This is a genomic window from Pseudomonas sp. GM24 (genome assembly GCF_000282235.1).
GTDB lineage: Bacteria > Pseudomonadota > Gammaproteobacteria > Pseudomonadales > Pseudomonadaceae > Aquipseudomonas.
In genome coordinates this window covers 1-26,217 of sequence record NZ_AKJR01000189.1, presented here as the reverse complement: position 1 = coordinate 26,217, position 26,217 = coordinate 1, and the positions used below count along the sequence as shown (strand labels likewise).

Here is a 26,217-nt window from a genome sequence, read left to right as displayed (position 1 = left end):
GCCAATCGGCGAATCCGCCGGGTATTTCCAACACGGGCGACTATGCTTTTTCGACGGTCGTGGTTTCACCGTTATTCCTTCAGAAATCGGCCTGTCGATGGAGCTGACAATGCCTTACCCGCGCTCGTTTCTCATGATGTTGATGCTGTGCCTGCTGACGTTCGGCAGTGCCTGGGCGGCACCGGCCGCTGAGACCCCGAGCGAGCCGACTTGGCCGCAAGTGATCAGCAGCGGCAAAGCGAAGCTGACGGTCTATCAGCCGCAACTCGACAGTTGGGACGGCTACACCCTCAATGCTCGTGCGGCGGTTGAAGCCACCAACGCCGATGGCAAATCAACCTACGGCATTGTGCAGTTCAGCGCGCATACGCTGGTCGACAAGGCCACGCGCTGGGTCGCGCTGGATCAGTACAAAATCATCAAAGCCGATTTCCCGGCCGATGCCAGTCAAGCCGACACTTGGATCGCAGCCCTGCAGAAGGACGCCGACAACCGCAAGAAAACCATTTCGCTGGATCAACTGGAAGCGGCTGTCGGCGTTCTGTCAGCCGAGCAGAAAACTGACAACGCGCCGCTGGAAAACACGCCGCCGACCATCATCAGTTCTGACGTTCCCGCCCTGCTCGTCTATATCGATGGCGATGCGGCCTACCGATCGGTGGACGGCACGGCGCTGCAGCGGGTGATCAATACTCGCCCGCTGTTGTTGAAAGACACGCAGGGCAAACATTATCTGCACGTCTTTGATGGCTGGATGGTCGCGGACCAGATCAATGGCGCGTATACCCGCCTGGCCACACCGCTTGCCGAACTGGAAAAAGCCAAACAGACCGCCATTCAGAGCCGGCAAGTCGATCTGCTGACCGGACAAAGCGACCCGAAAGACAAAATCCCCAGCCTGGCCAGGTCACCACAACCAAAGATTTTTGTCGCGACCACGCCCACTGAATTACTGGTCACTGACGGCGCAGCGCAATGGACGCCCATTCAGGGCACCGGTTTGCTGTATGTCAGCAATACCACCGGGCACATCTTCAAGGAGATCGGTGACCAGAACAGCTATGTGCTGATCTCCGGGCGCTGGTTTCGCGCCACCGATATGAATGGCCCGTGGACGTTTACCCCGGCAGACAAGCTGCCGGCAGATTTCGCCAACATTCCCGATGACAGCCCGAAGGAAAACGTCAAAGCTTCGGTCGCCGGCACGCCGCAAGCCAAAGAGGCCGCCATTGCTGCGACTATTCCACAGACGTCGGCGATCAAAAAAAGCGCGGTGAAAATGACCGCGCCACAGTTCGATGGCGAGCCGCAACTCAAAGCCATCAACACCACGACGCTGCAATATGTGGTCAATAGCGCTACGCCCATTATCCGAGTCGACAACGACAGCTGGTACGCCGTGGAAAACGGTATCTGGTTCACCGCTACCGGTGTGAACGGCCCGTGGGTTGTCGCCAGTTCCGTGCCAGCGGTGATCTATTCGATCCCGCCGAGCTCGCCCATGCATTACCTCACGTACGTCAAGGTCTACGAGTCCAGCGGCGATACCGTGGTGGTCGGCTACACGCCGGGTTATCAGGGTTCAAATCTTGATCCGAACACGGGCGTCGTGGTGTATGGCACCGGTTATCCCTACACGCCCTGGGTGGGCAGCGTCTGGTATGGCCCGCCGGTGACTTACGGTTTCGGCGTCGCCATCCGCTATACACCGTGGACGGGCTGGACCTTCGGTTTCGGTTTTGGCTGGAGCTGGGGCGGCAGCACCGTGGCGATGGGTTGGGGCTGGGGCGCGTACCCGTGGTGGGGCAATTACGGCTGGGGTTATGCTTGGGGGCCGCACCTGTACCCGGCGCCACTGGCCTGGGGTGGCGCCGCTTACGGCTATCGCGGTGGCGCGGTGGCCTGGGGACCTGGCGGCTGGGCCGGCACAACCGGCAACCTCTATCATCAGTGGGGTGACCGGGCCACGGTCAGCCGCTATGGCGCGGGCTACAACGCCTGGACCGGCAATCGCTGGGCCGGCCAGGTCGGTGCTTCCTACAACTCACGCACGGGCGTCGCGGCTGCCGGTCAACGCGGTGCCGTGCACAACGTCTACACCGGCAATTACGCAGCCGGACGCAGCGGCGCGGCAGTCGGGCCGAACGGTGGTGCCATTGCCGGTGAACGGGTCACCGCCGGCAATGCGCGTAACGGCACGCAGGTCACCGCCAATCGTGGCGCCGTGTACAACCCCAACACCGGCAACACCACTCAATATGGCGCGGTTCGCGGGCGCAACGGCGGCGCTGCACACGTGGGCGACAACGTTTACGCAGGACGCGACGGCAACGTCTACAAGAAGACCGACAACGGCTGGCAATCGATGGTCGGGGGCGCGACTCGCACTGCCCCGGTCAATAACAATGCGCAATTGCAGAACCTCAACCGTGACTCCGCTGCGCGCAACTTCGGCAACCAGCGAACCAACAACTTTCACAACTCTTCGCAATTCATGAATCACTCGTTTGGCGGCGGTGGAGGCGGCGGATTTCATCGACGCTGAAAAACTGCACGGGTTGTTCTGAATTTCGAACTGGCTGCGGATCCGGTTTTGCTGTTAAAAAACCGGCTCTGCCTTTCATAGTTTGGAGTACAGCCTTCATGAGCCAATGGCCAGACACGCGCCTTCTTGACCTGCTCGGCATTGAACTGCCGATCATCCAGGGCCCGATGGCCGGTGCGACGAATTCGTCCATGGTCATCGCCGTGTGCAATGCCGGTGGCCTGGGTTCGATGCCGGCGGCGATGCTGAGCATCGAGCAATTGCGCGAAGAGCTGAACACCATTCGCCACCACACCGACAAGCCCTTCAACGTCAACTTCTTCTGCCATCAGCCACCGCCGGCCGATGAGCAGCGCGCGCGTGAATGGAAGCATTTGCTGGAACCGTACTACCGCGAACTGGGCGCCGATTTCGACGCACCGACGCCGGTGTCGAACCGAGCACCGTTCGATGCGGCAGCCTGCGCAGTGCTGGAAGAATTTCGACCTGAGGTCGTGAGTTTCCACTTCGGTCTGCCAGAGAAATCCCTGCTGGATCGGGTCAAGGCAACCGGGGCGAAAATTCTGTCCTCCGCCACCACTGTCGATGAAGCGATCTGGCTGGAGCAGAACGGTTGCGACGCGATCATCGCCATGGGCTACGAGGCCGGCGGCCATCGCGGCATGTTTCTCAGCGATGATCTGAGCAGTCAGGTCGGCACGTTTGCCCTGGTGCCTCAGGTGGTCGATGCGGTGAAAGTGCCGGTGATTGCTGCCGGGGCCATCGCCGATGCTCGCGGTGTGGCAGCGGCATTCTTGTTGGGCGCTTCAGCAGTGCAGGTCGGCACAGCCTATCTGTTCACGCCGGAAGCGAAAGTCAGCGCCGCTCACCACAAAGCACTGCGCACCGCCAAAGAGAGCGAAACAGCGATCACCAATATTTTCACCGGGCGACCAGCGCGGGGTATTCTCAACCGCGTCATGCGCGAGCTGGGTCCGATGTCGTCGAAGGCACCGGCATTTCCCTTGGCCGGTGGTGCACTGATGCCACTGCGAGCGATCAACGAAACAGAGTTTGCCAACCTCTGGGCCGGTCAGGCATTCACTCTCGGTAAAGACATCGGCAGCGCTGAGCTGACCCGGCAATTGGCCGAAGGTGCATTGGCAAAACTCACTCGCCAGTGACGCTAAACAGAGTGAGGATTCAAGCATCCTCACTCTGCTTTTAAGCAACGCTTCCCGTTTGGCGGCATTTCGCTATATATTTCGCTATATAGCGAATTCACCCCCTCGCATGGGCGCAGTCCACGTCCAACAAAAGCGCCCTCTGCACTCGCCAACACGGAGCTGTTACATGACCATTCGTGCCCCACGTTTTGCCCCTACCTGCCTGGCCTCTTTACTCGCCGTCTTCGCCATTGGCGCTGCTCAGGCTGATGAGGTGCAGGTGGCGGTTGCAGCCAACTTCACCGCGCCGATCCAGGCCATCGCCGCCGATTTTGAGAAAGACACCGGGCACAAATTGGTGGCAGCCTATGGCGCCACTGGCCAGTTCTACACCCAGATCAAGAACGGCGCGCCGTTCGAAGTGTTCCTCTCCGCTGACGACACCACCCCGGAAAAACTCGAAAAAGAAGGCGACACCGTCAAAGGTTCGCGCTTCACTTACGCCATCGGCACTCTGGCGCTGTGGTCGGCGAAAGAAGGTTATGTCGATGCAAAGGGCGAGGTGCTGAAAAACAACGAGTACCAGCACCTGTCCATCGCCAACCCGAAAGCGGCTCCCTACGGCCTGGCAGCCACACAAGTGCTGGAAAAACTCAAACTGACCGAAACCACCAAAGCCAAGATCGTTGAAGGCCAGAACATTACTCAGGCCTACCAATTCGTTTCGACCGGCAACGCCGAGTTGGGTTTTGTCGCCCTGTCGCAAATTTTCAAGGACGGCAAAGTCAGCAGCGGTTCGGCATGGATCGTCCCTGCGAGCATGCACGACCCGATCAAGCAAGACGCCGTGATCCTCAATAAAGGCAAAGACAACGCCGCTGCCAAAGCCTTGGTTGAATACCTCAAAGGCCCGAAAGCCGCTGCGGTAATCAAGTCTTACGGATACCAGCTGTAAATGTCGCTGACGAGTGCCGATTTCGCGGCGATCTGGCTGACCCTGAAACTGGCGTCCCTGACCACCGCGATCCTGCTGGTTGTCGGCACTCCGATTGCCCTGTGGCTGTCGCGCACCCGTTCGTGGTTGCGCGGCCCGATCGGCGCCATCGTCGCCCTGCCCCTTGTGTTGCCACCGACCGTCATCGGTTTCTATCTATTGCTGATGATGGGCCCGCACGGGTTTCTCGGCCAATTCACCCAATGGCTGGGTCTGGGCACCCTGACTTTCAGCTTCACAGGCCTGGTGATCGGTTCGGTGATCTATTCCATGCCGTTCGTGGTGCAACCGTTGCAAAACGCATTCTCGGCGATCGGCACCCGTCCACTGGAAGTCGCCGCTACCCTGCGAGCCAACCCGTGGGACACTTTTTTCAGCGTGATTGTGCCGCTCGCGCGCCCCGGTTTTATCACCGCAGCTATTCTTGGCTTCGCCCATACCGTCGGCGAATTCGGCGTGGTGCTGATGATTGGCGGCAACATTCCCGACAAGACCCGCGTGGTTTCCGTACAAATCTACGACCACGTCGAAGCGATGGAATACGCACAGGCGCACTGGCTGGCCGGGGCGATGCTGGTGTTCTCGTTTCTGGTGTTGCTGGCGCTGTACTCCAGTCGCAAAACCCGCGCAGGCTGGAGCTGAGTGATGATTGATGTACGTCTTAACATTGCCTACTCGGGCTTCAGCCTCGACGTCGACCTGAACTTGCCGGGGCGTGGCGTGACCGCGCTTTATGGGCATTCCGGCTCGGGTAAAACCACCTGCCTGCGCTGTATCGCCGGGCTTGAGCGCGCCGAACAAGGCTTTATTCGGATCAACGACGAAATCTGGCAGGACAGCGCCAACGGCATTTTCGTCCCGCCGCACAAACGTGCGCTCGGCTATGTGTTTCAAGAAGCCAGCCTGTTCCCGCACCTGTCGGTGCTGGCCAATCTGCAGTTCGGCCTCAAGCGTATCGCCAGATCCCAGCGTCGGGTAGACATGGCGCAGGCCACCGAGCTCTTGGGCATCGGTCATTTGCTCGAACGCCATCCGCAGCACTTGTCGGGAGGCGAACGCCAGCGAGTCGGTATCGCCCGCGCGTTGCTGACCAGCCCGAAGCTGCTATTGATGGACGAGCCATTGGCGGCGCTCGACAGTCAGCGCAAAAGTGAAATCCTGCCTTACCTGCAACGCCTGCATGACGAGCTGGATATTCCGCTGCTGTACGTCAGTCATGCCCAGGATGAAGTCGCACGGCTGGCCGATCATCTGGTCTTGCTCAGCGAAGGCAAGGCGCTGGCCAGCGGCCCGATCGGCGAAACCCTTGCGCGTCTGGACCTGCCGATGGCGATGGGCGATGACGCGGGTGTAATCATTGAAGGCCAGGTCAGTGCTTACGATGCGGAGTATCAATTGCTGAGTCTGCAATTGCCGGCCACCGACATGAGCATCCGTGTCACGCACGCGCCGATGGCAGTGGGTCAGGCCCTGCGCTGCAAGGTACACGCACGCGATATCAGCCTGACCCTGCACAACAGCGAGGTCAGCAGCATTCTCAATCGACTGCCGGTGACGGTGGTCAGCGAACAATCGGCAGACAACGCCGCTCACGTGCTGATTCGTCTCGATGCCGGCGGCACCCCGCTGCTCGCGCGCATCACGCGCTACTCCAGAGATCAGTTGGGCGTACATCCGGGCCAGTCATTGTGGGCGCAGATCAAAGCGGTCGCGGTTCTCGCCTGAATCATTCGGCACGACGGCAACGGCGCGCGGTCAATCGTTTTACAGACCGCCGCGCCATTGAAGGAAACCGCCATGCCCGACACCGAGCTGATTGCCGAACTGCCCTCCGATCTGCATTACGTCGATGACACCCAGCCCGGTATCACCCGCAAGAAGCTGCGCGGCAAGTTCAGCTACTTCGAACCGTCAGGTCAGCGCATAACCGACACCGACGAAATCAAACGCATCAATGCCCTCGCCGTGCCGCCCGCCTACACCGACGTGTGGATCTGCGCGGACCCGCGTGGCCACCTGCAAGCCACCGGCCGTGATGCCCGTGGCCGCAAGCAATATCGTTATCACGCTCGCTGGCGCGAAGTGCGCGATGCCGACAAGTATTCACGTCTGCGCGAGTTTGGTCTGGCGTTGCCAAAATTGCGCAAACAACTGGAGGCACTGTTGGACGCACCCGGTTTCAGTCGTGACAAGCTCATGGCCACGGTGATCACGCTGCTCGACGCCACACTGATTCGCGTCGGCAACACGCAATACGCCCGCGACAATCGTTCCTACGGCCTGACCACCCTGCGCAGCCGACATGTCGAGGTCAACGGCAGCGCGATCCTGTTCCAGTTTCGCGGCAAAAGCGGTATCGAACACCAGATCACCGTCAAGGATCGACGCCTGGCCCGCATCATCAAACGTTGCCTGGAGATTCCCGGGCAGAACCTGTTTCAGTACCTGGATGAAAACGGCGAACGACATACCGTCAGCTCTTCCGACGTCAACGCCTACCTGCAAACCCTGACCGGCGCCGATTTCACCGCCAAGGATTACCGCACTTGGGCGGGGAGTGCCTTGGCGCTGGCGGTGTTGCGCGAGTTGCAATGGGAATCCGAGACGGAGGCCAAGCGGCATGTGGTGGAGATGGTCAAAGGCGTCGCCAAGCAATTGGGCAACACCCCGGCGGTGTGCCGCAAGTGCTACATCCACCCCGCGGTGGTGGAGAAATTCATGCTCGGCGCCCTCGCTGAACTGCCCCGGCCGCGTGTGCGCAAGGGCCTGCGTGCCGAGGAAGTGGCATTGGCGATGTTTCTCGAACAAATGAGCGAGATGACCGAAGCCCCTTGATCCACTGCAAAACGTCATCTAGGCTAGCGACCTTCACCTCCTCCCCGGACGACCGCAGAAGTGAACAATCCAGCCTTCTAAAAATGTAATCGCGACAGGCCCTTTCGGCGTTTGTCAGTGTTCACGACATTTTTTGGAGGTGCCGATGACTCACGTCTCGCGTACAGCCGCACTCGTTTCCCTGAATCAACTGGGCTTTCAGTTCGCCAATGGCGCAACGCTTTTCGAAGCCCTGAACCTGAACTTCGATGGTCAACCGACCGCTATCGTCGGGCGCAATGGTGTCGGCAAGAGTGTGCTCGCACGTTTGATTGCCGGGCATTTGCAGCCTGATTTCGGCAGCGTGGCACGTTCAGCGTCCGCGCACTATGTCGCGCAAACCTTGGTCACCACACATGGACAAACCGTAGCTGACGCCACAGGAACAGCCACGGTGCTCCGCGCACTGGAGCGACTGCAACTCGGTTGTGCCACAAGCGAAGATTTCGATCTCATCGGCGAACGTTGGGACCTGAGCGAACGCTTGCGTGAAATGCTTGATGAGACCGGGATGAGCGATATCACCGCGACGGACCTGACCGAAAACCTCAGCGGTGGCCAGCAAGCCAGAATTGCCTTGATCGGCGCGTTGCTGAGTCAGGCGCAATTGCTCGTCCTCGACGAACCCACCAATCACCTCGACACTGCCGGTCGACAGTGGCTGATGAGCGCACTTGATCGCTGGCAGGGCGGACTGATTGTCGTCAGCCATGACCGGCAACTACTGGAGCACATGCAGCGAATCGTCGAACTTACACCGCTGGGGGCAACTGTTTTCAGCGGAAGATTTTCGGCCTTCACCGAGCAGCGCCGGATACATCAACAAGCCGCGCAGGCACAACTCGATCAGGCCCGTACCGAGCGTCAGCGCGAACGCACGCGACTGCAACGCGAGCACGATACGATTCAACGCCACGCGGCTGGCAGCCGGCGCAATGCGCAAACTGCCAACGTTTCTGCCTTCGAACGGGCGGCGATGAAAGCGGCCGCGCGGGACATCACGGGGCAAACAAAGGTTGGCCATCAGGCACGCAAATCCGAACTGGATGAACGCGTTCGTGAGGCTTACGCCAAGGTCCCGCTGGACGACGGTGTGCTGATCAATTTGCCGGGCAGCGTGGTTCCAGATAATCGCCGGGTGTGCACACTCGTCGACGCCTGTTTGCCATGGTTGTCGGCAGACGCGCCCAGCTCTCGGCTTGACCTCGCCATTCAAGGGCCGATGCGCATTGCTGTCAGCGGTCCTAACGGTTGCGGCAAATCAACGCTGTTGAGATTGCTGGCTGGCGAGTGGGCACCCGTGAGTGGCGAGTGCATCACCCATGTGCCTTTTGCCTTTCTCGATCAACAGCTGAAACTGCTGGATCCCGATGCATCTATTGTCGATCAATTGCTGACACAGCAGACGCCTTTGAGCGAAGGGACGCTGCGCAGTTACCTCGCTCAACTGCAACTGGATGCGCAGCGTGTCACCCGACCTTGCGCCTCACTCAGTGGTGGTGAACGCTTGAAAGCCGCGCTCGCGCTGGCGCTGTGGCGCCAGACACCCGCACAACTACTGCTGCTGGATGAGCCCACCAATCATTTGGACCTGGCGTCGGTGCAGGCCTTCGAACAAGCCTTGCGGACATTTCCCGGAGCGATTATCACGGTGTCCCACGATCAGGCGTTTCTAGAGTCGTTAAACCCAAGCCATCATTTGACTTGGCACCGCGAAGGCTGGCGCTGGCAACCGACGAGCTGAGCTGTCTATTTTTTGCACGATTGCCAAGGGCTTCTATAGTTGATCTGACACGAATCAGCTGCGGTGACGCCATGGAAGACATTTTCGTCGTGAAGCGTTGCAACAAGATCATCATTCACGGTCGACGCGCCGGAGACAGTCAACATGATCCCGCCGAAGCCACTGGCTGGTTTCGCATCTGCGACACTCGCACCGGCGGTTTTATCGGCGACGGCTTCGACGCAGAGCAGGACGCGCAGCGCGAATGCAGGCGTCTCAACGCAGCCAGTTCCCCACTACCGGCCCGCGCGCCGTCCGGCTGATGCCGATCAGAAGCGGGTCTATACTGAAACCAGCTGAAGGAGCAGCACCCCACGGCAGAAGGCTCGCAACACGCGGGCTTTTTGCTGCAGCTCAGGTTTCATAGAACGGAGGTGTTCCATGTCCGAAAAAGAGTCCATCACCACCCTCCTCACCCTGCTCGACGCTCGGCAAGCGCGCCTCGCGGCCGCCTGCAAAGAGATCGCCGACTGGGTCGACCACCAAGGCGGACATCCAACCGCCCTGCGCATCCGTGACCGGCTGAACGACATCGAGAAAGATGCTCCGCTGATTCGCAATACGCTGTCGGCGCTCAAACCCCTTGATCGGCCACTGCCTCGGTTCAGATGACCTCGACCCGGCCAGGGTTTCAGGAATTTGCTCATTAGCGGTGACACATGGGTCACCGCGCATGTGTCTGGCCGCTATGTTTCTTTTTCCAGTTTTTCACATGACCAATACATCCGCGCGACTACAGTGAAATCACTCCTTTGCAAAGTAACGCCCTCACCCGCCCGCATGCGGGTGTTTTTTTGCCAATGCCCAAACGGCGAACGGTTGCAGTTCGTAAGTTGTCATAACTTATACATGTCGCAAAGGAGACAGTCATGGTTACCCATTTCAGCGTCGACGGGCATCTGGCCTGCGGCCACAAAGGCAAACAACTGTCGGCAAGTCGCGAACTCAATCGCGTGAAGTGCCGCAGTTGCCGCAATACCGATGCCTACAAGCAGGCACGAAAGGATCAGCGCAACGCCACCCGCCGCATGGCCCGTCAGGCCAAAACCTCGCACGGCGCAACAAATTGGCGCGCAGAATGGATCGAGCGCCTGACCGCCATGGCCGGCCTTCAGCGCTTGCCTCGCGGCTTTAGCGGGCAAGCATTCGTCTAGCAGCGCGTATAAGCAAGGCACAAAAAAGGCCTGCATGAGAAAACTCATGCAGGCCTTTAATATTCAAGGTGCCGCGCGGCGTTGTCCGAACATCCACATCGACTCAATCCCGCCAATCTGGAGAGCCTCGCTTTAGCACAAATGAGGCACCGAAGGATGAACATACGTTCATCGAAAACATGGCTCGATGCGTCTAGGCTGCGGGTTCCGACATAGTGACTACAGGAGTAACCCACCATGTTCTCGCACGAAAGCATCCCGCTTGTTGCCATCTTCATCATCATGCTCATAGGCGTGCTTACCGCCTTCCTACACCCGGTGCACGCGATCTTCAGCTGGCTTCGGAGACGGATTGAAAGATCTTCCTCTCGCTCTTCGAAAGAAGTGGATTCGCGCTGAATTTTCCCCGACGAGCCCGGATACGTCCGGGCTTCTTATTCGTAACGCCTGCAAACTGCCGATAGCAGCCAACGGCCTCCACACACCTTTGCCTGCAAGCCCAAGGGATGGGATTGCACCAACTTCAGCGCGCTTACGACCTGGATTGAGACCCGGAAACAAACAAGGGTTTGCATCAGCTTTCGCCCGCAAACCCTTGATTCAAGATGGTGCCCGAAGCCGGAATCGAACCGGCACGCCCTTACGAGCGGGGGATTTTAAGTCCCATGCGTCTACCAGTTTCGCCATTCGGGCGGTAGCGCGGTGTTGCTGTGTTCTGCTGCACGGTAGCGATCCTGACAGGATCCAGCCTTGAACAGTAGTGCGGGAAATATATACATCACTTCCCGGTGAAGCAAGTTCGCAATGGCCGTTTTTCAAGACTAAATCTTGCAGCGCAGTGCAAATAAAAAAGCTCCGTAAATCATGGATCTACGGAGCTTGTTTATAGTGGAGGCCGAGGTCGGAATCGAACCGGCGTAGGTGGATTTGCAATCCACTGCATAACCATTTTGCTACTCGGCCTCAAAGTATTTGCTGTCAGTAGCACAACAACAAACACTGTACAAATTGGAGCGGGAAACGAGACTCGAACTCGCGACCCCGACCTTGGCAAGGTCGTGCTCTACCAACTGAGCTATTCCCGCTTGGTGATGCGCATTCTATAGAATTAAGAAGCTCCGTCAACCCCTTGATTCAAAAAAGTTTTATTTCTTTTCAACATCGGTCTTCAGGTGCGGCCAGGCGGCACGAAGGTATTGAACCATCGACCACAATGTCAGGCCAGCAGAGACCATCAGCAAGGCGTAACCCAGGATAACCCAGAAACTGAAGTCCTTAGGATTGGCCAGCAGGATCACCAGTGCGAGCATCTGCGCTGCGGTTTTCCATTTGCCGAGATTGGAAACGGCGACGTGGGCACGGGCGCCGAGTTCGGCCATCCATTCACGCAAGGCCGACACCACAATCTCGCGACCGATGATGACAGCCGCCGGCAGAGTGAGCCAGAGGTTGCCGTGTTCCTGGACCAGCAGTACCAGTGCCACCGCAACCATGAGTTTGTCGGCGACCGGATCGAGAAACGCACCGAAAGGCGTGCTTTGCTCCAGACGACGGGCCAGATAACCGTCCAGCCAGTCCGTCGCTGCCGCAAAGGCAAACACCGAGGCGGAGGCCATGTAACTCCACTGGTAAGGCAGATAGAACAGCAAAATGAAGATCGGGATGAGCAGGACGCGTAGAACGGTAATCAGATTAGGGATATTCATCGGCACAACTGGCTACGAGGTGAAGGGGCATTCTACTCGCTATGCAGGTTTGCATAAATCGACTCTGCGAGCTTTTTACTGATCCCCGGGGCTTTGGCGATCTCTTCGATGCTTGCACGAGACAGCTCCTGCAATCCACCAAAATGTTTCAACAAGTCGCGACGTCGGGTCGGCCCAACGCCGGCAACGCCTTCCAGCGTTGACGTACGGCGGGTTTTGCCGCGGCGTGCGCGGTGTCCTGTAATCGCGAAGCGGTGGGCCTCATCGCGGATCTGTTGAATCAGGTGCAGCGCCGGCGAATCGCCACGCAAGGTGAACTCATGCGCTGCATCATTCAGATACAACGTTTCGAAGCCCGCCTTGCGCGTAGCACCTTTGGCAACACCGAGGAGGATCAGGTCCGGCACGGCCAATTCGTTGAGAACATCTCGTGCCATCGACAGCTGGCCCTTGCCACCGTCTACTAGCAAGATGTCCGGCAACTTGCCCTCGCCTTCCTTGAGTTTGCTGAAGCGACGCGTCAGGGCCTGATGCATGGCGGCATAGTCGTCTCCCGCCGTGACCCCTTCGATGTTGTAGCGCCGGTAGTCCGACTTGATCGCGCCTTCCGGACCAAACACCACACAAGACGCGACCGTCGCCTCACCACTGGAATGACTGATGTCGTAGCATTCCAGGCGCTGCGGCGGCTCATCCAGGTTCAATACTTCGGCCAAGGCCTCAAACCGCGCGGCAGTGTGTTGACGGTTGGCCAGGCGCGCGCCCAACGCCTGCTCGGCATTGGTGACGGCCAGTTGCTGCCAGCGCGCACGCGTACCGCGCACCCGGTGACTGATGACCAGCTCGCGACCACGCAACTCATGGATCGCTTCAATCAGAGTTGGAAAATCTTCATGCACCACGTTGACGATCAGCTCGCTCGGTAAATCGCGCTCAGGGCTGCTGATGAAGTATTGGCCGAGAAACGCGGCCATGACTTCCGACACATCCTCTTCGATACCGACTTGCGGAAAGAAATTCTTGCTGCCCAACACGCGCCCACCACGGACGCTGATCAAGTGCACGCAGGCGCCGCCCGGATTGACGAATGCCGCGATGACATCGATATCTCCCGTGCCGCCCTCCATGCTCTGTTGATCCTGGACTCGACGCAGCAGCGCGATCTGATCACGCAGTTCGGCAGCTCGCTCGAACTCCAGGTTGATTGCCGCCTCTTCCATTGCAGTCGACAATTCGTTGGTCAGCGCGTGACTACGCCCCTCAAGGAACATGACCGAGTGACGAACGTCTTCGGCATAAACCTCAGGCTCAACCAACCCCACGCAAGGCGCTTTGCAGCGTTTGATCTGATACTGCAGACAGGGACGGGTGCGGTTCCTGTAATAGCTGTCTTCACACTGGCGAACGAAGAAGGTCTTTTGCAGCAGACTCAGGCTTTCACGTATGGCGCCGGCACTCGGATAGGGGCCGAAGTACTTGCCTTTGGCTTTTTTCGCCCCGCGATGAATGCTCAGACGCGGGAACTGGCCGTCGGACAGAAATACGTAGGGATAGGATTTATCGTCGCGCAACAGGATGTTGTACGGCGGCCGCCACTCCTTGATCAGCGTCTGTTCAAGCAGCAGCGCCTCGGTTTCGTTGGCGGTGATGGTCGTTTCGACCTGCGCAATGCGCCCCACCAACGCGGCAGTCTTGGGCGCCAGACCGGTTTTGCGAAAATAGCTGGCCAAGCGTTTTTTCAGGTTCTTGGCCTTGCCCACGTACAGCAGGCGTGCATCGCTGTCGAACATGCGATAGACGCCCGGCCGCCCGCTGACTGTCGACAGAAACGCGCCGGAATCGAATGTGTCAGTCATGGTCAGAGGCTGGCATCAACCATGCCGTGACGAACCGCCAACAGTGTCAACTCGACGTCGCTGCTGATCGAAAGCTTCTCGAAAATACGGTAGCGATAGGTGTTCACGGTTTTCGGCGACAGACACAACTTGTCGGAAATGATCTGTACCTTCTGACAGCCAACGATCATCAGGGCGATCTGAATTTCCCGCTCGGACAAGGCGTCGAAGGGCGAATCATTGGACGGCTGAAAGGACTTGATCGCCAATTGCTGGGCAATCTGCGGACTGATATAGCGCTGGCCGGCGAACACCAGGCGAATGGCCTGGACCATTTCCGGCAAACCCGCGCCTTTGGTCAGATAACCCGCGGCACCCGCCTGCAGCAAGCGTGTCGGGAAAGGATCCTCTTCACACACCGTAACCGCGACCACCTTGATGTCCGGATGACTGCGCAACAGTTTGCGCGTGGCTTCGAGGCCGCCGATGCCAGGCATCTTGACGTCCATCAGCACCACATCGGGCTTCAACTCTCGGGCCTTGATCAGGGACTCTTCCCCGGATTCGGCCTGGCCAACCACCTGCAAGCCATCGATATCGGCCAGCATACGTGTAATGCCTGTACGAACGAGATCATGGTCATCGACCACTAGCACCCTAATCAAGCAGACACCTCGCGATATGGTCATATTGGGATGCCGGACACCTTAGCAAAAAGAGCCACACAGACCTAGCGGAAAGCATCATTTAAAGAGTTTCAATTCATCATTGAAGGCTTGCCGGCCGTGGGTTTCAGAGCACATGTGTACTGATATCAAGCTGCATTCGCAGAAAACACTCGTCCGCGCCCTGAACCTGTAGGCCTTTTCTTTCATACAAGTTTCTCGCCGGATTATTTTCGAATACGGTCAGCCGCAAAGCCGGACGCTTTTCTTTGCGAGCCATCTCGATAACCTGATCAATCGCCCAGGAACCCAGGCCCCGCCCCTGAAACGCTTCAGCAATCTGCAGTTCACGAATGTACAACGCGCGCATATCCCGGCTGAGGCTGAGATAACCTGCCGGCACATCACCCTGCACTATCAGCCAGTTCTGCCGCCCCGACCACGCCACGTCAAACGCCTCGTCCTGCCATAACAGGTCATGGTGAATGTAGTAGCGCAGCATGTTCTGACAGGTGAGATCGCGGGCAAAGGCCAGATCCTCTGGACTTGCGAGACGTAAGCGCAAAGTCATCAGGCTTGCACAACAGGAACTACTCGCCCCTGCCATCCACCCTCGTGGCGCTCGGCGATTACCAGAAGATCGCCCGCCCCTGGCGCCGCAACGACCAACGAACCATCTTCAGACCAGATGCCACTGCGCCCTGCGGATTGCCATCCACCGGTTAGCCCGCCGTGATTGGCCATCAACACAGCCATCGAATGTTGCCGGGCATAACCCTGAAGTATTGCTGTGTCGGCTGCGTACCCTTTTTCGCTGATCAATACACCGGCCGCGTACAAGCCAGCGCCCTGATCAGCGGCCGCTGCAGCATGGCTGGCATGTGAGAAATCGGCGCACACCGCCAATGCGATCACTTCGCCGCCAATGTTCAGCGTCGGCCCGCCGACACCTGGGGCAAAAACAAGCTCCTCGCCCGAGTGCAAATGCTGCTTGCTGTACACGCCGAGCGAGCCATCAGCGCCCAGGACGAGGGCACCGATCAAAACCGAAGCACCGTCTTCAAGCCGAATCGGCATGCCGACGACGGCCGTTATACCAAGCGCTCGGGCCAAATCCCTCAAAGGTTGCAGCACGGCATCTTGCGGGTCTATCGCCAAAGCTGCCGCCACCTCTCCCTCGTAGCCAGTCAGCGACAACTCGGGGAAAACCAGCAATTCGACGCCTTGCTGCGCAGCGATCTCAATGAAGCGACCATGCCGGGTAATGTTTGCAGAAAGATCACCGGCGATGGAAATGGTCTGGGCAGCAGCAATAGTCAATGTCGACACGTTTCATCCTTGGCAATCAAGCAAAGCACAGAGTGTCACCACTCTTGCGTGACTCTAGCAATAGGCGTTTTGTTGATCAGGCGATAGCAATTTCTGATTGCTGAGGCGTATCAGCCTCTAGTAAGCTCGGCCCATTCATCGGAGACAGACCATGTTCAACGCCCTCTCACAGCTTCGTACCGCCAGCGCCCTGCGCTCGGTTGCGGCTGCCCGGGTGAATGACGTTTGCGCCCCGATCAGCTTTTATTTTGGGTATTGGTTTAGCCACTGGCGCGCCTGATACCCAAACGGCGCCCATAAAAACGGGTCGCCTACCAGAGAATTCTCAACCCCCGGTCGGCCTCCCGACCGGGGGTTTTGTTTTTTCAGCCCCCCACTTTTTCAGCAACACACCAGACACTTTGAGGATTCACGAAATGAACTACGCCACTTATTACCGTTACGACAGCTTTAGCGCCTGGCGATTTACCAGCTTCCGCTCGGGACAGCCTGCCGCCTCCGATCGGTCACCTACAGGTGGCAAGCACACACATATAGCCAATACGGCCAACTGTCGAACACCCCAGTAGGGCCGAGTGCGCGGGAAGAACCCGCCGCCAGCCCAGGAAGACCGAATATGAACTCGTCCGTTTCTGCTCTGCCACTGTCCACCCTGAACCCTGCCAACGAAGCATTGACCCTGCGTCTGCCCAGCTCGTTGCAACTCAAACAGCAATTGCCCCTTAGCAATGCCTTAAGCCTGCAAGTCACCAACCACCGCCAGGCGGTTCGTGCCATTCTCAATGGCCAAGATCCGCGACTGCTGGTTATCGTTGGCCCCTGCTCCATCCACGACCCGCAATCGGCACTCGAATACGCGGGCAAACTCGCTCGACTGGCTGAAGAAGTCAGCGGCGAAATGCTCTTGGTGATGCGCGCCTACGTCGAAAAACCACGCACCACGGTCGGCTGGAAAGGTCTGGCCTACGACCCACACCTGGATGGCAGCGATGACATGGCTGGCGGCCTGACTCTGTCACGCGAGCTGATGCTGGAAATGATCCGTCTCGGCTTGCCGGTGGCCACAGAATTGCTGCAACCGATGGCCGCCGGCTACTTCGATGACCTGTTGAGCTGGGTGGCCATTGGCGCCCGCACCACTGAATCGCAGATTCACCGGGAGATGGCCAGTGGTTTGAGCATGCCGGTCGGCTTCAAGAACGGCACCGACGGCGGCGCAGCCATTGCGGTTGACGCCATGCGTTCGGCAGCCCATCCGCACCGGCATTTCGGCGTCGACAGCCAAGGTCATCCGGCCATCATTCAAACGCCAGGCAACCCCGACACTCATCTGGTATTGCGCGGGGGCCATAAAGGGCCGAACCATGATCGCGAGAGCGTGGCAAAAATCCACGCTGACCTGAACCGACTGAAGATTCCAGGCCGAATCATGGTCGACTGCAGCCACGCCAACAGCGGCAAAGATCCATTGCGCCAGCCAGGCGTATTCAACGAAGTGCTCGAGCAACGCCTGCAAGGTGATCGCGCACTGATCGGCATGATGATTGAATCGCACCTGTTCGAAGGCTGCCAGCCACTGAGCGAGTCCCTGCGTTACGGGGTGTCGATTACCGATGGCTGCCTCGGTTTCAGCGCAACGGAACACCTGCTCCTTGACGCCGCACAACGCCTGGCGGCACAGGTAAAAGCCTGACAACCAGGCTTGCCCTCCAGATTCAGTGCAATCCGGAGGGCTGACCACGTTCCCGCTATGCCTCCACTTGCACCTGCGCCACCGCCGATGCCTGACTGACATCGTCCAGACGCTCAACCGTGTAGGCCACACGCACGGTCGTGCCATGGTGCTCACGCCAGAACCGGTGTGGCACGATAAAGATCAGCGGCTTTCCCGCCGTCTCCCGAGTGATCTCACGGTCATCCCGGTGGTTGAAAAGATCGCCGTCGCACTTGAGATAAACCAGCTCACCTTCCTGCGTCTGGGCATTACCGATCACGACGGTGACACCATCGACTGAATCCTCTTTCAGCAACACGCCATTTTCAGCTTCCAGCACGTCGGGAGCATCCAGTTCACCACGAAGGAGCGGAGCGACGAGGATTCTTGTCACCTCGGATTTTCGCACTGCTCCACCGGCCTGCTCGATTCGATAGCTCACCATCACTTCGCCACCGAGATGCGCTGCGATGTGCGCCCCGTCAACCCAGAACGACAGCACGTCAGCGACAGCACAGGCTTCAACCTTCAAGCTGTCGCTGAACGCTGCGGGCAGTGCGTCAGCGCCCCACAGCAACCTGACCCGATCCCCCACCGCCATTCGGGCGTAAGGCTGGATCACGATTAGCGTGCCTTCCGTCACTCGCTCCGGATCCAGTGTTCCCCTTATCGCCCCCTCGACAACTGGTGCAAGCAACTGCGGCGGAGTATCTCCCACAGACAATTGCACCCGTGCAGATAGCGCAGGGACGGACGCGCCCGCACTGAGCAGCTTCCAGTAGACCTCCAGCGAGCCGCCATCCAGCGCCGCGATGTGCATGCCTTTGATAACGAAAACGACATCCTTGCCGACCTGGGCTTCGCTGACATAACGAACCATTTCATGCTGATAAGCAAAGCCCTCTATATCCAGACCGTCCCAACTCAACAGCAACTGATCGCCACAGGTCATGTTTGCATAAGGGGCAATACGGGCAACGACCTTGCCAAGAGAAGGGTCCAGCACCGCCCCCTCCAGACAATCCAGGGTTGCCGCTGGCAGCAGTTCGTTCGCCACACAGGGACTGACGGGGTGACGCATCCGGTAGCAAAACTCGACTTCATGCGTGTGCATTGGTGGCTCCATTCCTTGGAAAAAACGCCGTGTAGGTGGACGGCGTCGACAGCCAACATTTAACCCGCCCTCTCACATTTTCGATGTCAGCCCGATCCGCCGCAGGTTCCGGGCAAAGGCCTCCAACTGGGTAGGCAAACTGCACAAAACCGCTATCAACCGGGCGAAAGATGGCCGCAACTTCCGATTCGGATTTCATAAGTATCTGAAAATTCGTACAGCACCTAGTCCAGATTCAACGGCCAAGAGAAGCCTCTTCTTACTTCGTCAACGAGACGAGTGTTTTAGAGTGGCCTCGGTACTCCCCGATGAACTTCTGCGAAAAAGGTAAGAACATGCAACGGAATGCTTCAACTCGTTATCCCGTCCTGTTGGTACATGGCCTGTTCGGATTTGAGCGCATTGGTCATTTCGAGCTGTTCCATGACGTAAAGAACGCGCTGAAAGCCGGCGGCAGCCGAGTGTTTGTTCCGCACCTCTCTGCCACCCACAAAAACGAAATACGAGGTGAACAACTGCTTGCACAGATTGATCGTGTATTGCGGGGCACAGGTGCCGAAAAAGTCAATCTCATCGGACACAGCCAGGGCGCACTGGCTGCCCGATACGCTGCGGCGCTTGCGCCACACGCGGTAGCCTCGGTGACTTCTGTCAGCGGTCCGAACCACGGTTCGGAGCTGGCCGACTTTCTGCGCAAGGCACTGGTGCCCGGGCGACTGCCCGAGGCGGTCGCACAGAATGTTGCGACCCTGTTCGGCAACTTTCTTTCGCTGCTCAGTGGCAGTGCAAGATTGCCGCAAAACGCGCTGGCGGCACTCAATGCCTTGACTACCGAAGGCGTGGGCGATTTCAACGACAAGTTTCCTCAAGGGTTGCCCGGGAGCTGGGGCGGCCACGGCGCGGAGCAAGTCAATGGTGTGCGTTATTACTCATGGAGCGGCGTCCTGCCGGCTGACAGTCCATCGACACTCGATCCGACCCGGAACATTTGCCATGCGCTATCGCAATACTTCATGACCGAGACCCAGCAGAATGACGGTTTCGTCGGTCGCTTCAGTTCTCATCTGGGGCAGGTTATCCGCTCCGACTATCCGCTGGACCATCTGGGCAGCCTGCGCCGCACGGCCGGTCCCATCACGACCCTGCCCGACCCGATTGAACTGTACGTTGAACACGCCGAACGTCTGCACGCCGCGAATCTCTGAGCAAAGCTGCGGACAATCGAACGGAACTTTGCCGAGAATTCGCCCACTGAATCCGGTAGGCTCCACACTTTACTGAAATAGATTGGAGAGTTTCCCCATGGCTAAAGCCACTGCCCGCCACATCCTGGTTTCCAGCGAAGACAAGTGCAACGAACTCAAGGCCCAGATCGAAGGTGGCGCTGATTTCGCCGAAGTTGCCAAAGCCAACTCCACCTGCCCGTCCAGCCGCCAGGGCGGTGATCTGGGTTCGTTCGGTCCTGGCCAGATGGTCAAGGAATTCGACACCGTGGTCTTCAGCGCGCCAATCAACGTCGTGCAAGGTCCAGTGAAAACCCAGTTCGGTTATCACCTGCTGGAAGTCACCAGCCGTCAGGACTGATCCGTCGCCTGATTGCTTATCAACGGCCCGCCTTCTGGTGGGCCGTTGTGTTTCAGTTACACATACGGCTGGCGACTGGCGCGCCTCTCGCGTACAACTTGCGCTTATCGATTTCCCGGTTCCAAGGCTGACAATGCGACTGGTTTTCCCCACATTGATGCTCACCGCCCTCGCCCTGCTGACGGGCGCCACCGGCGCGAACGCTGCACCGCAACACGCGCTGACTGTTTATGGCGAACCCGCCAAGTACCCTGCCGGCTTCAGTCACTTCGACTACACCAACCTGCAAGCGCCCAAGGGCGGGACGATGCGCCGCTCTGCCATCGAAATCGGCCACTTCGATCATGTTCTTCCTTATATAGACAAAGGCATCGGCGTCACCCAGATCGATGGTTTGCTCTATTCGCCGCTGGCCCAGCGTTCGCTGGATGAGCCTTACACGGTTTACGGACTGGTCGCGCAAAAGATGGAGCGCTCGGATGACGGTCTGTCGCTGCGATTTTTCATCAATCCCAAGGCACGTTTTGCTGATGGCAAGCCGATTACCGCCGAAGACGTACGCTACACCTACGATTTATTGATGACCCAGGGCAGCCTGCGTTATCGCACCCAGTTTGCTGACGTCAAAGGCGTCGAAGTGGAAGGCCCGTTGACCGTGCGTTTCGACTTCAAGAGCAATGAAAACCGCACCCTGCCACTGGACGTCGCGACCCTGCCGGTATTTCCCGAGCACTGGTGGAAGAGCCGCGATTTCGCCGGGGGTGGCGGGTATGAACCACCCCTGGGCAGCGGCCCTTATCGAGTCGGCAAAGTCGATTCAGGGCGCAGCATCACCTTTGAGCGCAACGCCGACTGGTGGGGCAAGGATTTGCCGGTCAGTCGCGGCCTCTACAATTTCGATCATTTCAGCATCGAGTACTTCGGTGATACCGACGTCGCCCGGCAAGTGCTGCGCGGTGGTGCTTATGACTACAACCGCGAGTTCTCGGCCACCGGCTACTCGATCGGCTACGACAGCCCCGCACTGAGCGACGGACGCCTGCAAAAAGCGCATCTGGCCACCGAGGCGCCCCAGTCGGCCCAGGGGTTTGTGTTCAATCTGCAAAAACCTGTATTCGCCGATCGCCGCGTGCGCCAGGCCCTGGCCATGCTCTGGGACTTCGAATGGAGCAACCGGCAGATGATGCGCGGAATGTATATCCGTCAGCAGAGCTACTTTTCCAACACGCAATTGGCCGCAAGCGAATTGCCCGATGCGCAGGAACTGAAAATTCTCGAACCGCTGCGCGGTCAGGTTCCCGATGAAGTCTTCAGCAAAGTCTTTGAAGCACCGAAAACCGACGGCAGCGGCCTGATCCGCGACAAACAATTACAGGCCCTCGAATTGCTCGAACAGGCTGGCTGGAAACCGGATGGCGATCAACTGGTGAATGCCCAGGGCGAGCCGCTGACCTTCACCTTCCTGGTCAGCCAGAACGGCATGGACCGCTTGCTGCTGCCGTACAAGCGCACGCTGAAACAGATCGGCATCGACCTGAACATTCGCCGCATCGACTCTTCGCAATACGTCAATCGCCTGATGAGTCGTGACTACGACATGATCGTCACCGGCTATCCGGTCAGCACTTCACCGGGAGGCGAGTTGCTCAATTACTTCGGTTCCGCATCGGCCAACGACCCGGGCGCGAACAACTACATGGTGTTGAAAAACCCTGCCGTGGATACGCTCATCAACGGTCTGATCCGCGCCTCCACGCAGTCCGACATGCTGCGCTACGCCCATGCTCTGGACCGCGTTCTGCAATGGAATTACTACTGGATTCCCAACTACTATCCACCGGGCACCTCGACCGTGTGGTGGAACCGCTTCGGCATACCGTCGGTGCAAGCCAGCAATGACGAAGCCATCGAGAGCTGGTGGGAAATCAGCAGCACGCCGCTGACCAATCAACAGATGACGGCCGAGAAGATCGCCCGTGGCAGACCCGGAGGACCGCACTGATGTGGGGTTACATACTACGGCGCCTGCTGTTGATCATCCCGACGCTGGTGATCATCCTGCTGGTCAATTTCGTGATCATCCAGGCCGCGCCCGGCGGTCCGGTGGAACAGGCCATCGCCCACCTGCAAGGGATCGGTGGCGCCAGTGTCGGCGGTGGTGCCAGCGAAACCATGAGCGGTACTTCCCGCGCCAGTCGCGGTCTCGATCCGCAACTGATCAAGGACATCGAAAAACAGTACGGCTTCGACAAACCGGCTCACGAACGCTTGTGGCTGATGTTGAAGAACTACGCGCAACTGGATTTCGGCAAAAGCTTCTTCCGTGGCGCCACGGTCACCGACCTGATTCTGGAAAAGATGCCGGTGACGATCTCACTCGGCTTGTGGGCGACGCTGATCACCTATCTGGTGTCGATCCCGTTGGGAATCCGCAAGGCTGTGCACCATGGCAGTCATTTCGATATCTGGAGCAGCACGGCGATCATCATCGGCTATGCAATGCCAGCGTTTCTGTTTGCGATGTTCCTGATCGTGGTGTTCGCCGGCGGGACGTCATTGAACTGGTTTCCGGTGCGTGGCCTGGTGTCGGACAACTTCGAATCACTGTCGACTCTCGGCAAGATTGCCGACTATTTCTGGCACTTGGTGTTGCCGGTCACGGCGCTGGTGATTGGTGGTTTCGCCACACTGACCATCCTGACGAAAAACTCGTTTCTCAATGAGATCACTCGCCAGTACGTGGTCACCGCGCGCGCCAAAGGTCTGAGCGAACGTCGCGTGCTCTACGGACATGTGTTCCGCAACGCGATGCTGCTGGTGGTGTCCGGCATCCCGCAGGCGTTCATCAGTGTGTTCTTCGCCGGTTCCTTGCTGATCGAAGTGATCTTCTCCCTCGATGGTCTTGGGCGCATGAGTTACGAAGCCGCAGTTTCGCGGGATTATCCGGTGGTGTTCGGTTCGCTGTTCATCTTCACCCTTTTCGGCCTGCTGATAAAACTCGTCGGTGACTTGTGTTACACGATGGTTGATCCGCGTATCGATTTCGCCGCGAGGAACGCCTGATGTTCAAGCTCTCGCCGTTGGGCCGTCGGCGCTTCGAACGCTTCAAGAAAAACCGCCGTGGCTGGTGGTCGCTGTGGCTGTTTATCGGCCTGTTTGTGCTGACACTGGGCGGTGAGTTGATCGCCAATGACAAGCCTTTGGTCGTCAGCTATCAGGGCCAGTGGTACTTCCCGGTGTTCAAGCGGCATACCGAGCAGGAGTTCGGCGGGCAACTGCCGTTCCAGGCCGATTACCGCAGCGACTATGTGCAGAAGCTGATTCGCAAGGACGGCGGCTGGTTGCTGTTCCCACCGATTCCATTCAGTGACGACACACCAAACTACGATCTCAACAAACCGGCGCCGAGCCCGCCGACGTCGGTCAACTGGCTGGGCACCGACGATCAATCGCGAGATGTACTGGCGCGGGTGATTTTCGGCGCACGGGTGTCGATTCTGTTTGCCTTGATGCTGACGTTTGTCAGCGCCCTCATAGGCATCGCCGCCGGGGCTTTGCAGGGCTACTACGGCGGCTGGGTCGACCTGCTCGGGCAACGCGTGCTGGAAGTCTGGTCGGGGTTGCCGGTGTTGTATCTGTTGATCATCCTCTCCGGTTTCGTCGAACCGAATTTCTGGTGGTTGCTGGGGATCATGGCGCTGTTTTCGTGGCTGGCACTGGTGGATGTGGTGCGCGCCGAGTTCCTGCGCGGACGCAACCTGGAATACGTCAAAGCCGCCCGCGCGCTGGGCCTGAGCGACCGCAAGGTGATCTTCCGGCACATTCTGCCCAACGCCATGAATGCGACACTGAGCTACCTGCCGTTCATTCTGACCGGGGCGATTTCCACCCTTACTGCGCTGGATTTTCTCGGTTTCGGCATGCCTGCCGGCAGTGCCTCGCTGGGTGAGTTGATCGGTCAGGGCAAACAAAACCTGCAAGCACCGTGGCTTGGGTTGACAGCGTTTTTCACCTTGGCGCTGATCCTTTCTTTATTGGTGTTCATCGGCGAAGCGTTACGCGACGCGTTCGACCCTCGATCCTGAAGCGTGGCCATGACTGACAACCTGATTGAAATCCGTAACCTCAACGTCGCCTTCCATGGCCAGAACGTGGTGCGCGACCTGTGTCTGGACATCCGCCCCGGCGAATGTCTGGCGCTGGTGGGCGAATCGGGCTCGGGCAAATCGGTGACCGCCCATTCGATTCTGCAATTGCTGCCCGAAAGCGAAGCGCAAACCACTGGCAGCATTCGCTATCGCGGACAGCAACTGATCGGCGCCGATCCCAAGGTCTTGCGCGAGTTGCGCGGCAACCGCATCGCCATGATCTTTCAGGAGCCGATGACCTCGCTGAATCCGCTGCACACCATTGAAAAGCAGATCGGCGAAACCTTGCTGCTGCACCGTGGCCTCGGCGGCAAAGCGGCGCAGGCGCGGATCCTCGAACTGCTGGGACTGGTGGGCATCCAGAAACCCAAGGAACGCCTCAAGGCTTACCCGCATCAACTCTCCGGCGGCCAACGGCAACGGGTGATGATCGCCATGGCGCTGGCCTGCGAACCGGAGCTATTGATCGCCGATGAACCGACTACGGCGCTCGACGTGACGGTGCAGCGCAAGATCCTGCTGCTGCTCAAATCCCTGCAGCAACGCCTGGGCATGTCGCTGCTGCTGATCAGCCATGATCTCAATCTGGTGCGCAGTATTGCCCAGCGCGTGTGCGTGATGAAGGCCGGGGAAATCGTCGAACAGGCGCCCTGCGAAACCTTGTTTACCGAGCCGAAACATCCTTACAGCTGCGTGCTGCTCAACGCCGAACCCGAAGGCGAAGCCCTGCCCCGGGATGAACGCGAAAACGTGCTGGAGGTCGATGACCTGAAGGTTGAGTTTGTCGTCGGTGGCGGTCTGTTTCAGCGCAAGCGATACCTGCGGGCGGTGGATGGCATCAGCCTGAGCATCCAGCGTGGCAAGACCCTCGGCATCGTCGGCGAGTCCGGCTCAGGCAAGTCGACGCTGGGTCAGGCGATCCTGCGTTTGCTCGACTCCGTGGGCGGTATCCGCTTTCAGGGCCAGGCGCTCGACGGCCTCAATCAGAAGCAGATGCGGCCGTGGCGCCGGCAAATGCAGGTGGTGTTTCAGGATCCGTTCGGCAGTCTCAGCCCGCGCATGTCAGTGGCGCAGATCATCAGCGAAGGCCTGGAAGTGCACTGCGAGTCGAGCGCTGATGAATGCGACGAACAAGTGATCCGCGTGCTTAAAGAAGTCGGCCTCGACCCCGAGAGTCGCCATCGCTACCCACACGAGTTCTCCGGTGGTCAGCGCCAACGCATTGCCATCGCTCGGGCGCTGGTGCTGAAACCGGCACTGATCCTGCTCGACGAACCAACGTCGGCGCTGGATCGCACGGTGCAGAAACAAGTGGTCGCCCTGCTCCGCCAGCTTCAGGAAAAACACGGTCTGACCTATCTGTTCATCAGCCATGACCTGGCGGTGGTGCGCGCCCTGGCCCACGACATGATCGTGATCAAGGACGGCAAAGTGGTCGAGCGTGGCGCCAGCCATGATGTGTTCGATGCGCCGCAGCATCCGTACACCAAAGAGCTGTTGGCGGCGGCGCATCCGGGGTAGGCATAATCGGGGATCGACGTGAAACCGAGTCGCGGCCATCGCTGGCAAGCCAGCTCCCACAAGGGGCTGCGGTGTACACAACAGGTGTGAACGACCGAGAACCCTG

General features: G+C 58.7%; 23 protein-coding genes and 3 tRNA genes. 17 read left to right on the top strand and 9 right to left on the bottom strand.

The window, feature by feature from the left end:
- Positions 1-109 precede the first annotated feature (109 nt).
- From PMI23_RS20675 to PMI23_RS20630, 10 genes are all read left to right on the top strand, one after another.
- Positions 110-2,545 carry a hypothetical protein gene (locus PMI23_RS20675; protein WP_007912262.1) on the top strand — a complete coding sequence of 812 codons (2,436 nt, stop codon included), beginning with the start codon at positions 110-112 and terminating at the stop codon, positions 2,543-2,545.
- 98 nt (positions 2,546-2,643) lie between these two features.
- Positions 2,644-3,708: an NAD(P)H-dependent flavin oxidoreductase gene (locus PMI23_RS20670; protein ID WP_007912264.1), complete on the top strand. Its 1,065-nt coding sequence runs from the start codon at positions 2,644-2,646 to the stop codon at positions 3,706-3,708.
- 169 nt (positions 3,709-3,877) lie between these two features.
- A complete protein-coding gene (modA, locus tag PMI23_RS20665; RefSeq protein ID WP_007912266.1) occupies positions 3,878-4,645 on the top strand; it encodes a molybdate ABC transporter substrate-binding protein in 768 nt (255 codons plus the stop codon).
- The gene (gene modB / locus PMI23_RS20660) at positions 4,646-5,326 is read left to right on the top strand and encodes a molybdate ABC transporter permease subunit (RefSeq protein ID WP_007912267.1); all 681 of its coding nucleotides are present in this window, start codon (positions 4,646-4,648) and stop codon (positions 5,324-5,326) included. It begins immediately after the preceding gene.
- A 3-nt stretch (positions 5,327-5,329) separates the two neighbouring features.
- Entirely contained in the window at positions 5,330-6,409 is a 1,080-nt protein-coding gene (gene modC / locus PMI23_RS20655) for a molybdenum ABC transporter ATP-binding protein (RefSeq protein ID WP_007912268.1), read from the top strand.
- 72 nt (positions 6,410-6,481) lie between these two features.
- Positions 6,482-7,519 carry a DNA topoisomerase IB gene (locus PMI23_RS20650; protein ID WP_007912269.1) on the top strand — a complete coding sequence of 346 codons (1,038 nt, stop codon included), beginning with the start codon at positions 6,482-6,484 and terminating at the stop codon, positions 7,517-7,519.
- Between the two features lie 145 nt (positions 7,520-7,664).
- Complete coding sequence (locus tag PMI23_RS20645; RefSeq protein WP_007912270.1) at positions 7,665-9,302, top strand: ATP-binding cassette domain-containing protein; 1,638 nt, start codon at positions 7,665-7,667, stop codon at positions 9,300-9,302.
- Positions 9,303-9,373: 71 nt separating this feature from the next.
- Positions 9,374-9,604, top strand: a complete 231-nt coding sequence (locus PMI23_RS20640; protein WP_007912276.1) for a hypothetical protein — start codon at positions 9,374-9,376, stop codon at positions 9,602-9,604.
- Positions 9,605-9,722: 118 nt separating this feature from the next.
- On the top strand, positions 9,723-9,953 hold the full coding sequence (locus PMI23_RS20635) for a hypothetical protein (protein ID WP_007912278.1): 231 nt from the start codon (positions 9,723-9,725) through the stop codon (positions 9,951-9,953).
- Between the two features lie 257 nt (positions 9,954-10,210).
- The gene (locus PMI23_RS20630) at positions 10,211-10,495 is read left to right on the top strand and encodes a hypothetical protein (protein WP_007912280.1); all 285 of its coding nucleotides are present in this window, start codon (positions 10,211-10,213) and stop codon (positions 10,493-10,495) included.
- 606 nt (positions 10,496-11,101) lie between these two features.
- Here the strand turns inward: PMI23_RS20630 and PMI23_RS20625 are convergent.
- The 8 genes from PMI23_RS20625 to PMI23_RS20590 all read right to left on the bottom strand — a co-directional run bounded on the left by PMI23_RS20625 (position 11,102) and on the right by PMI23_RS20590 (position 16,030).
- Positions 11,102-11,188 (bottom strand) — tRNA-Leu (locus PMI23_RS20625).
- A 196-nt stretch (positions 11,189-11,384) separates the two neighbouring features.
- A tRNA-Cys gene (locus tag PMI23_RS20620) sits at positions 11,385-11,458 on the bottom strand.
- Positions 11,459-11,504: 46 nt separating this feature from the next.
- Positions 11,505-11,580: transfer RNA gene (locus tag PMI23_RS20615), tRNA-Gly, on the bottom strand.
- 60 nt (positions 11,581-11,640) lie between these two features.
- On the bottom strand, positions 11,641-12,201 hold the full coding sequence (pgsA, locus tag PMI23_RS20610) for a CDP-diacylglycerol--glycerol-3-phosphate 3-phosphatidyltransferase (protein ID WP_007950102.1): 561 nt from the start codon (positions 12,199-12,201) through the stop codon (positions 11,641-11,643).
- 32 nt (positions 12,202-12,233) lie between these two features.
- Positions 12,234-14,057: an excinuclease ABC subunit UvrC gene (gene uvrC / locus PMI23_RS20605; protein WP_007912288.1), complete on the bottom strand. Its 1,824-nt coding sequence runs from the start codon at positions 14,055-14,057 to the stop codon at positions 12,234-12,236.
- Between the two features lie 2 nt (positions 14,058-14,059).
- Positions 14,060-14,701, bottom strand: a complete 642-nt coding sequence (gene gacA / locus PMI23_RS20600) for a response regulator transcription factor GacA (protein WP_016984198.1) — start codon at positions 14,699-14,701, stop codon at positions 14,060-14,062.
- Between the two features lie 127 nt (positions 14,702-14,828).
- Entirely contained in the window at positions 14,829-15,272 is a 444-nt protein-coding gene (locus PMI23_RS20595) for a GNAT family N-acetyltransferase (RefSeq protein WP_007912292.1), read from the bottom strand.
- Positions 15,272-16,030 (bottom strand): carbon-nitrogen hydrolase family protein, encoded by a 759-nt coding sequence (locus PMI23_RS20590; protein ID WP_007912293.1) that lies wholly within the window; start codon positions 16,028-16,030, stop codon positions 15,272-15,274. Before PMI23_RS20590 ends, PMI23_RS20595 begins: the two co-directional genes overlap by 1 nt.
- 616 nt (positions 16,031-16,646) lie before the next feature.
- Here PMI23_RS20590 and PMI23_RS20585 point away from each other — a divergent pair.
- Positions 16,647-17,723 (top strand): 3-deoxy-7-phosphoheptulonate synthase, encoded by a 1,077-nt coding sequence (locus PMI23_RS20585; RefSeq protein WP_007912298.1) that lies wholly within the window; start codon positions 16,647-16,649, stop codon positions 17,721-17,723.
- Between the two features lie 55 nt (positions 17,724-17,778).
- Here PMI23_RS20585 and PMI23_RS20580 read toward each other — a convergent pair whose 3' ends face one another.
- Positions 17,779-18,858 (bottom strand): hypothetical protein, encoded by a 1,080-nt coding sequence (locus tag PMI23_RS20580; RefSeq protein WP_007912300.1) that lies wholly within the window; start codon positions 18,856-18,858, stop codon positions 17,779-17,781.
- A 335-nt stretch (positions 18,859-19,193) separates the two neighbouring features.
- Here PMI23_RS20580 and PMI23_RS20575 point away from each other — a divergent pair, with 335 nt between their 5' ends.
- The 6 genes from PMI23_RS20575 (at position 19,194) to PMI23_RS20550 (ending at position 26,111) form a co-directional block, all read left to right on the top strand.
- Positions 19,194-20,063, top strand: coding sequence for a lipase family alpha/beta hydrolase (locus PMI23_RS20575; protein WP_007912302.1), 870 nt, complete (start codon positions 19,194-19,196; stop codon positions 20,061-20,063).
- Between the two features lie 97 nt (positions 20,064-20,160).
- Positions 20,161-20,442 (top strand): peptidylprolyl isomerase, encoded by a 282-nt coding sequence (locus tag PMI23_RS20570; protein WP_007912303.1) that lies wholly within the window; start codon positions 20,161-20,163, stop codon positions 20,440-20,442.
- Between the two features lie 133 nt (positions 20,443-20,575).
- Positions 20,576-22,444, top strand: coding sequence for an extracellular solute-binding protein (locus PMI23_RS20565; RefSeq protein ID WP_007912304.1), 1,869 nt, complete (start codon positions 20,576-20,578; stop codon positions 22,442-22,444).
- Positions 22,444-23,505: a microcin C ABC transporter permease YejB gene (locus tag PMI23_RS20560; protein ID WP_007912305.1), complete on the top strand. Its 1,062-nt coding sequence runs from the start codon at positions 22,444-22,446 to the stop codon at positions 23,503-23,505. The genes PMI23_RS20565 and PMI23_RS20560 overlap by 1 nt, the downstream gene beginning before the upstream one ends.
- Entirely contained in the window at positions 23,505-24,527 is a 1,023-nt protein-coding gene (locus PMI23_RS20555) for an ABC transporter permease (RefSeq protein ID WP_007912307.1), read from the top strand. Before PMI23_RS20560 ends, PMI23_RS20555 begins: the two co-directional genes overlap by 1 nt.
- A gap of 9 nt (positions 24,528-24,536) precedes the next feature.
- Positions 24,537-26,111, top strand: a complete 1,575-nt coding sequence (locus PMI23_RS20550; RefSeq protein WP_007912309.1) for an ABC transporter ATP-binding protein — start codon at positions 24,537-24,539, stop codon at positions 26,109-26,111.
- Positions 26,112-26,217: the final 106 nt, after the last annotated feature.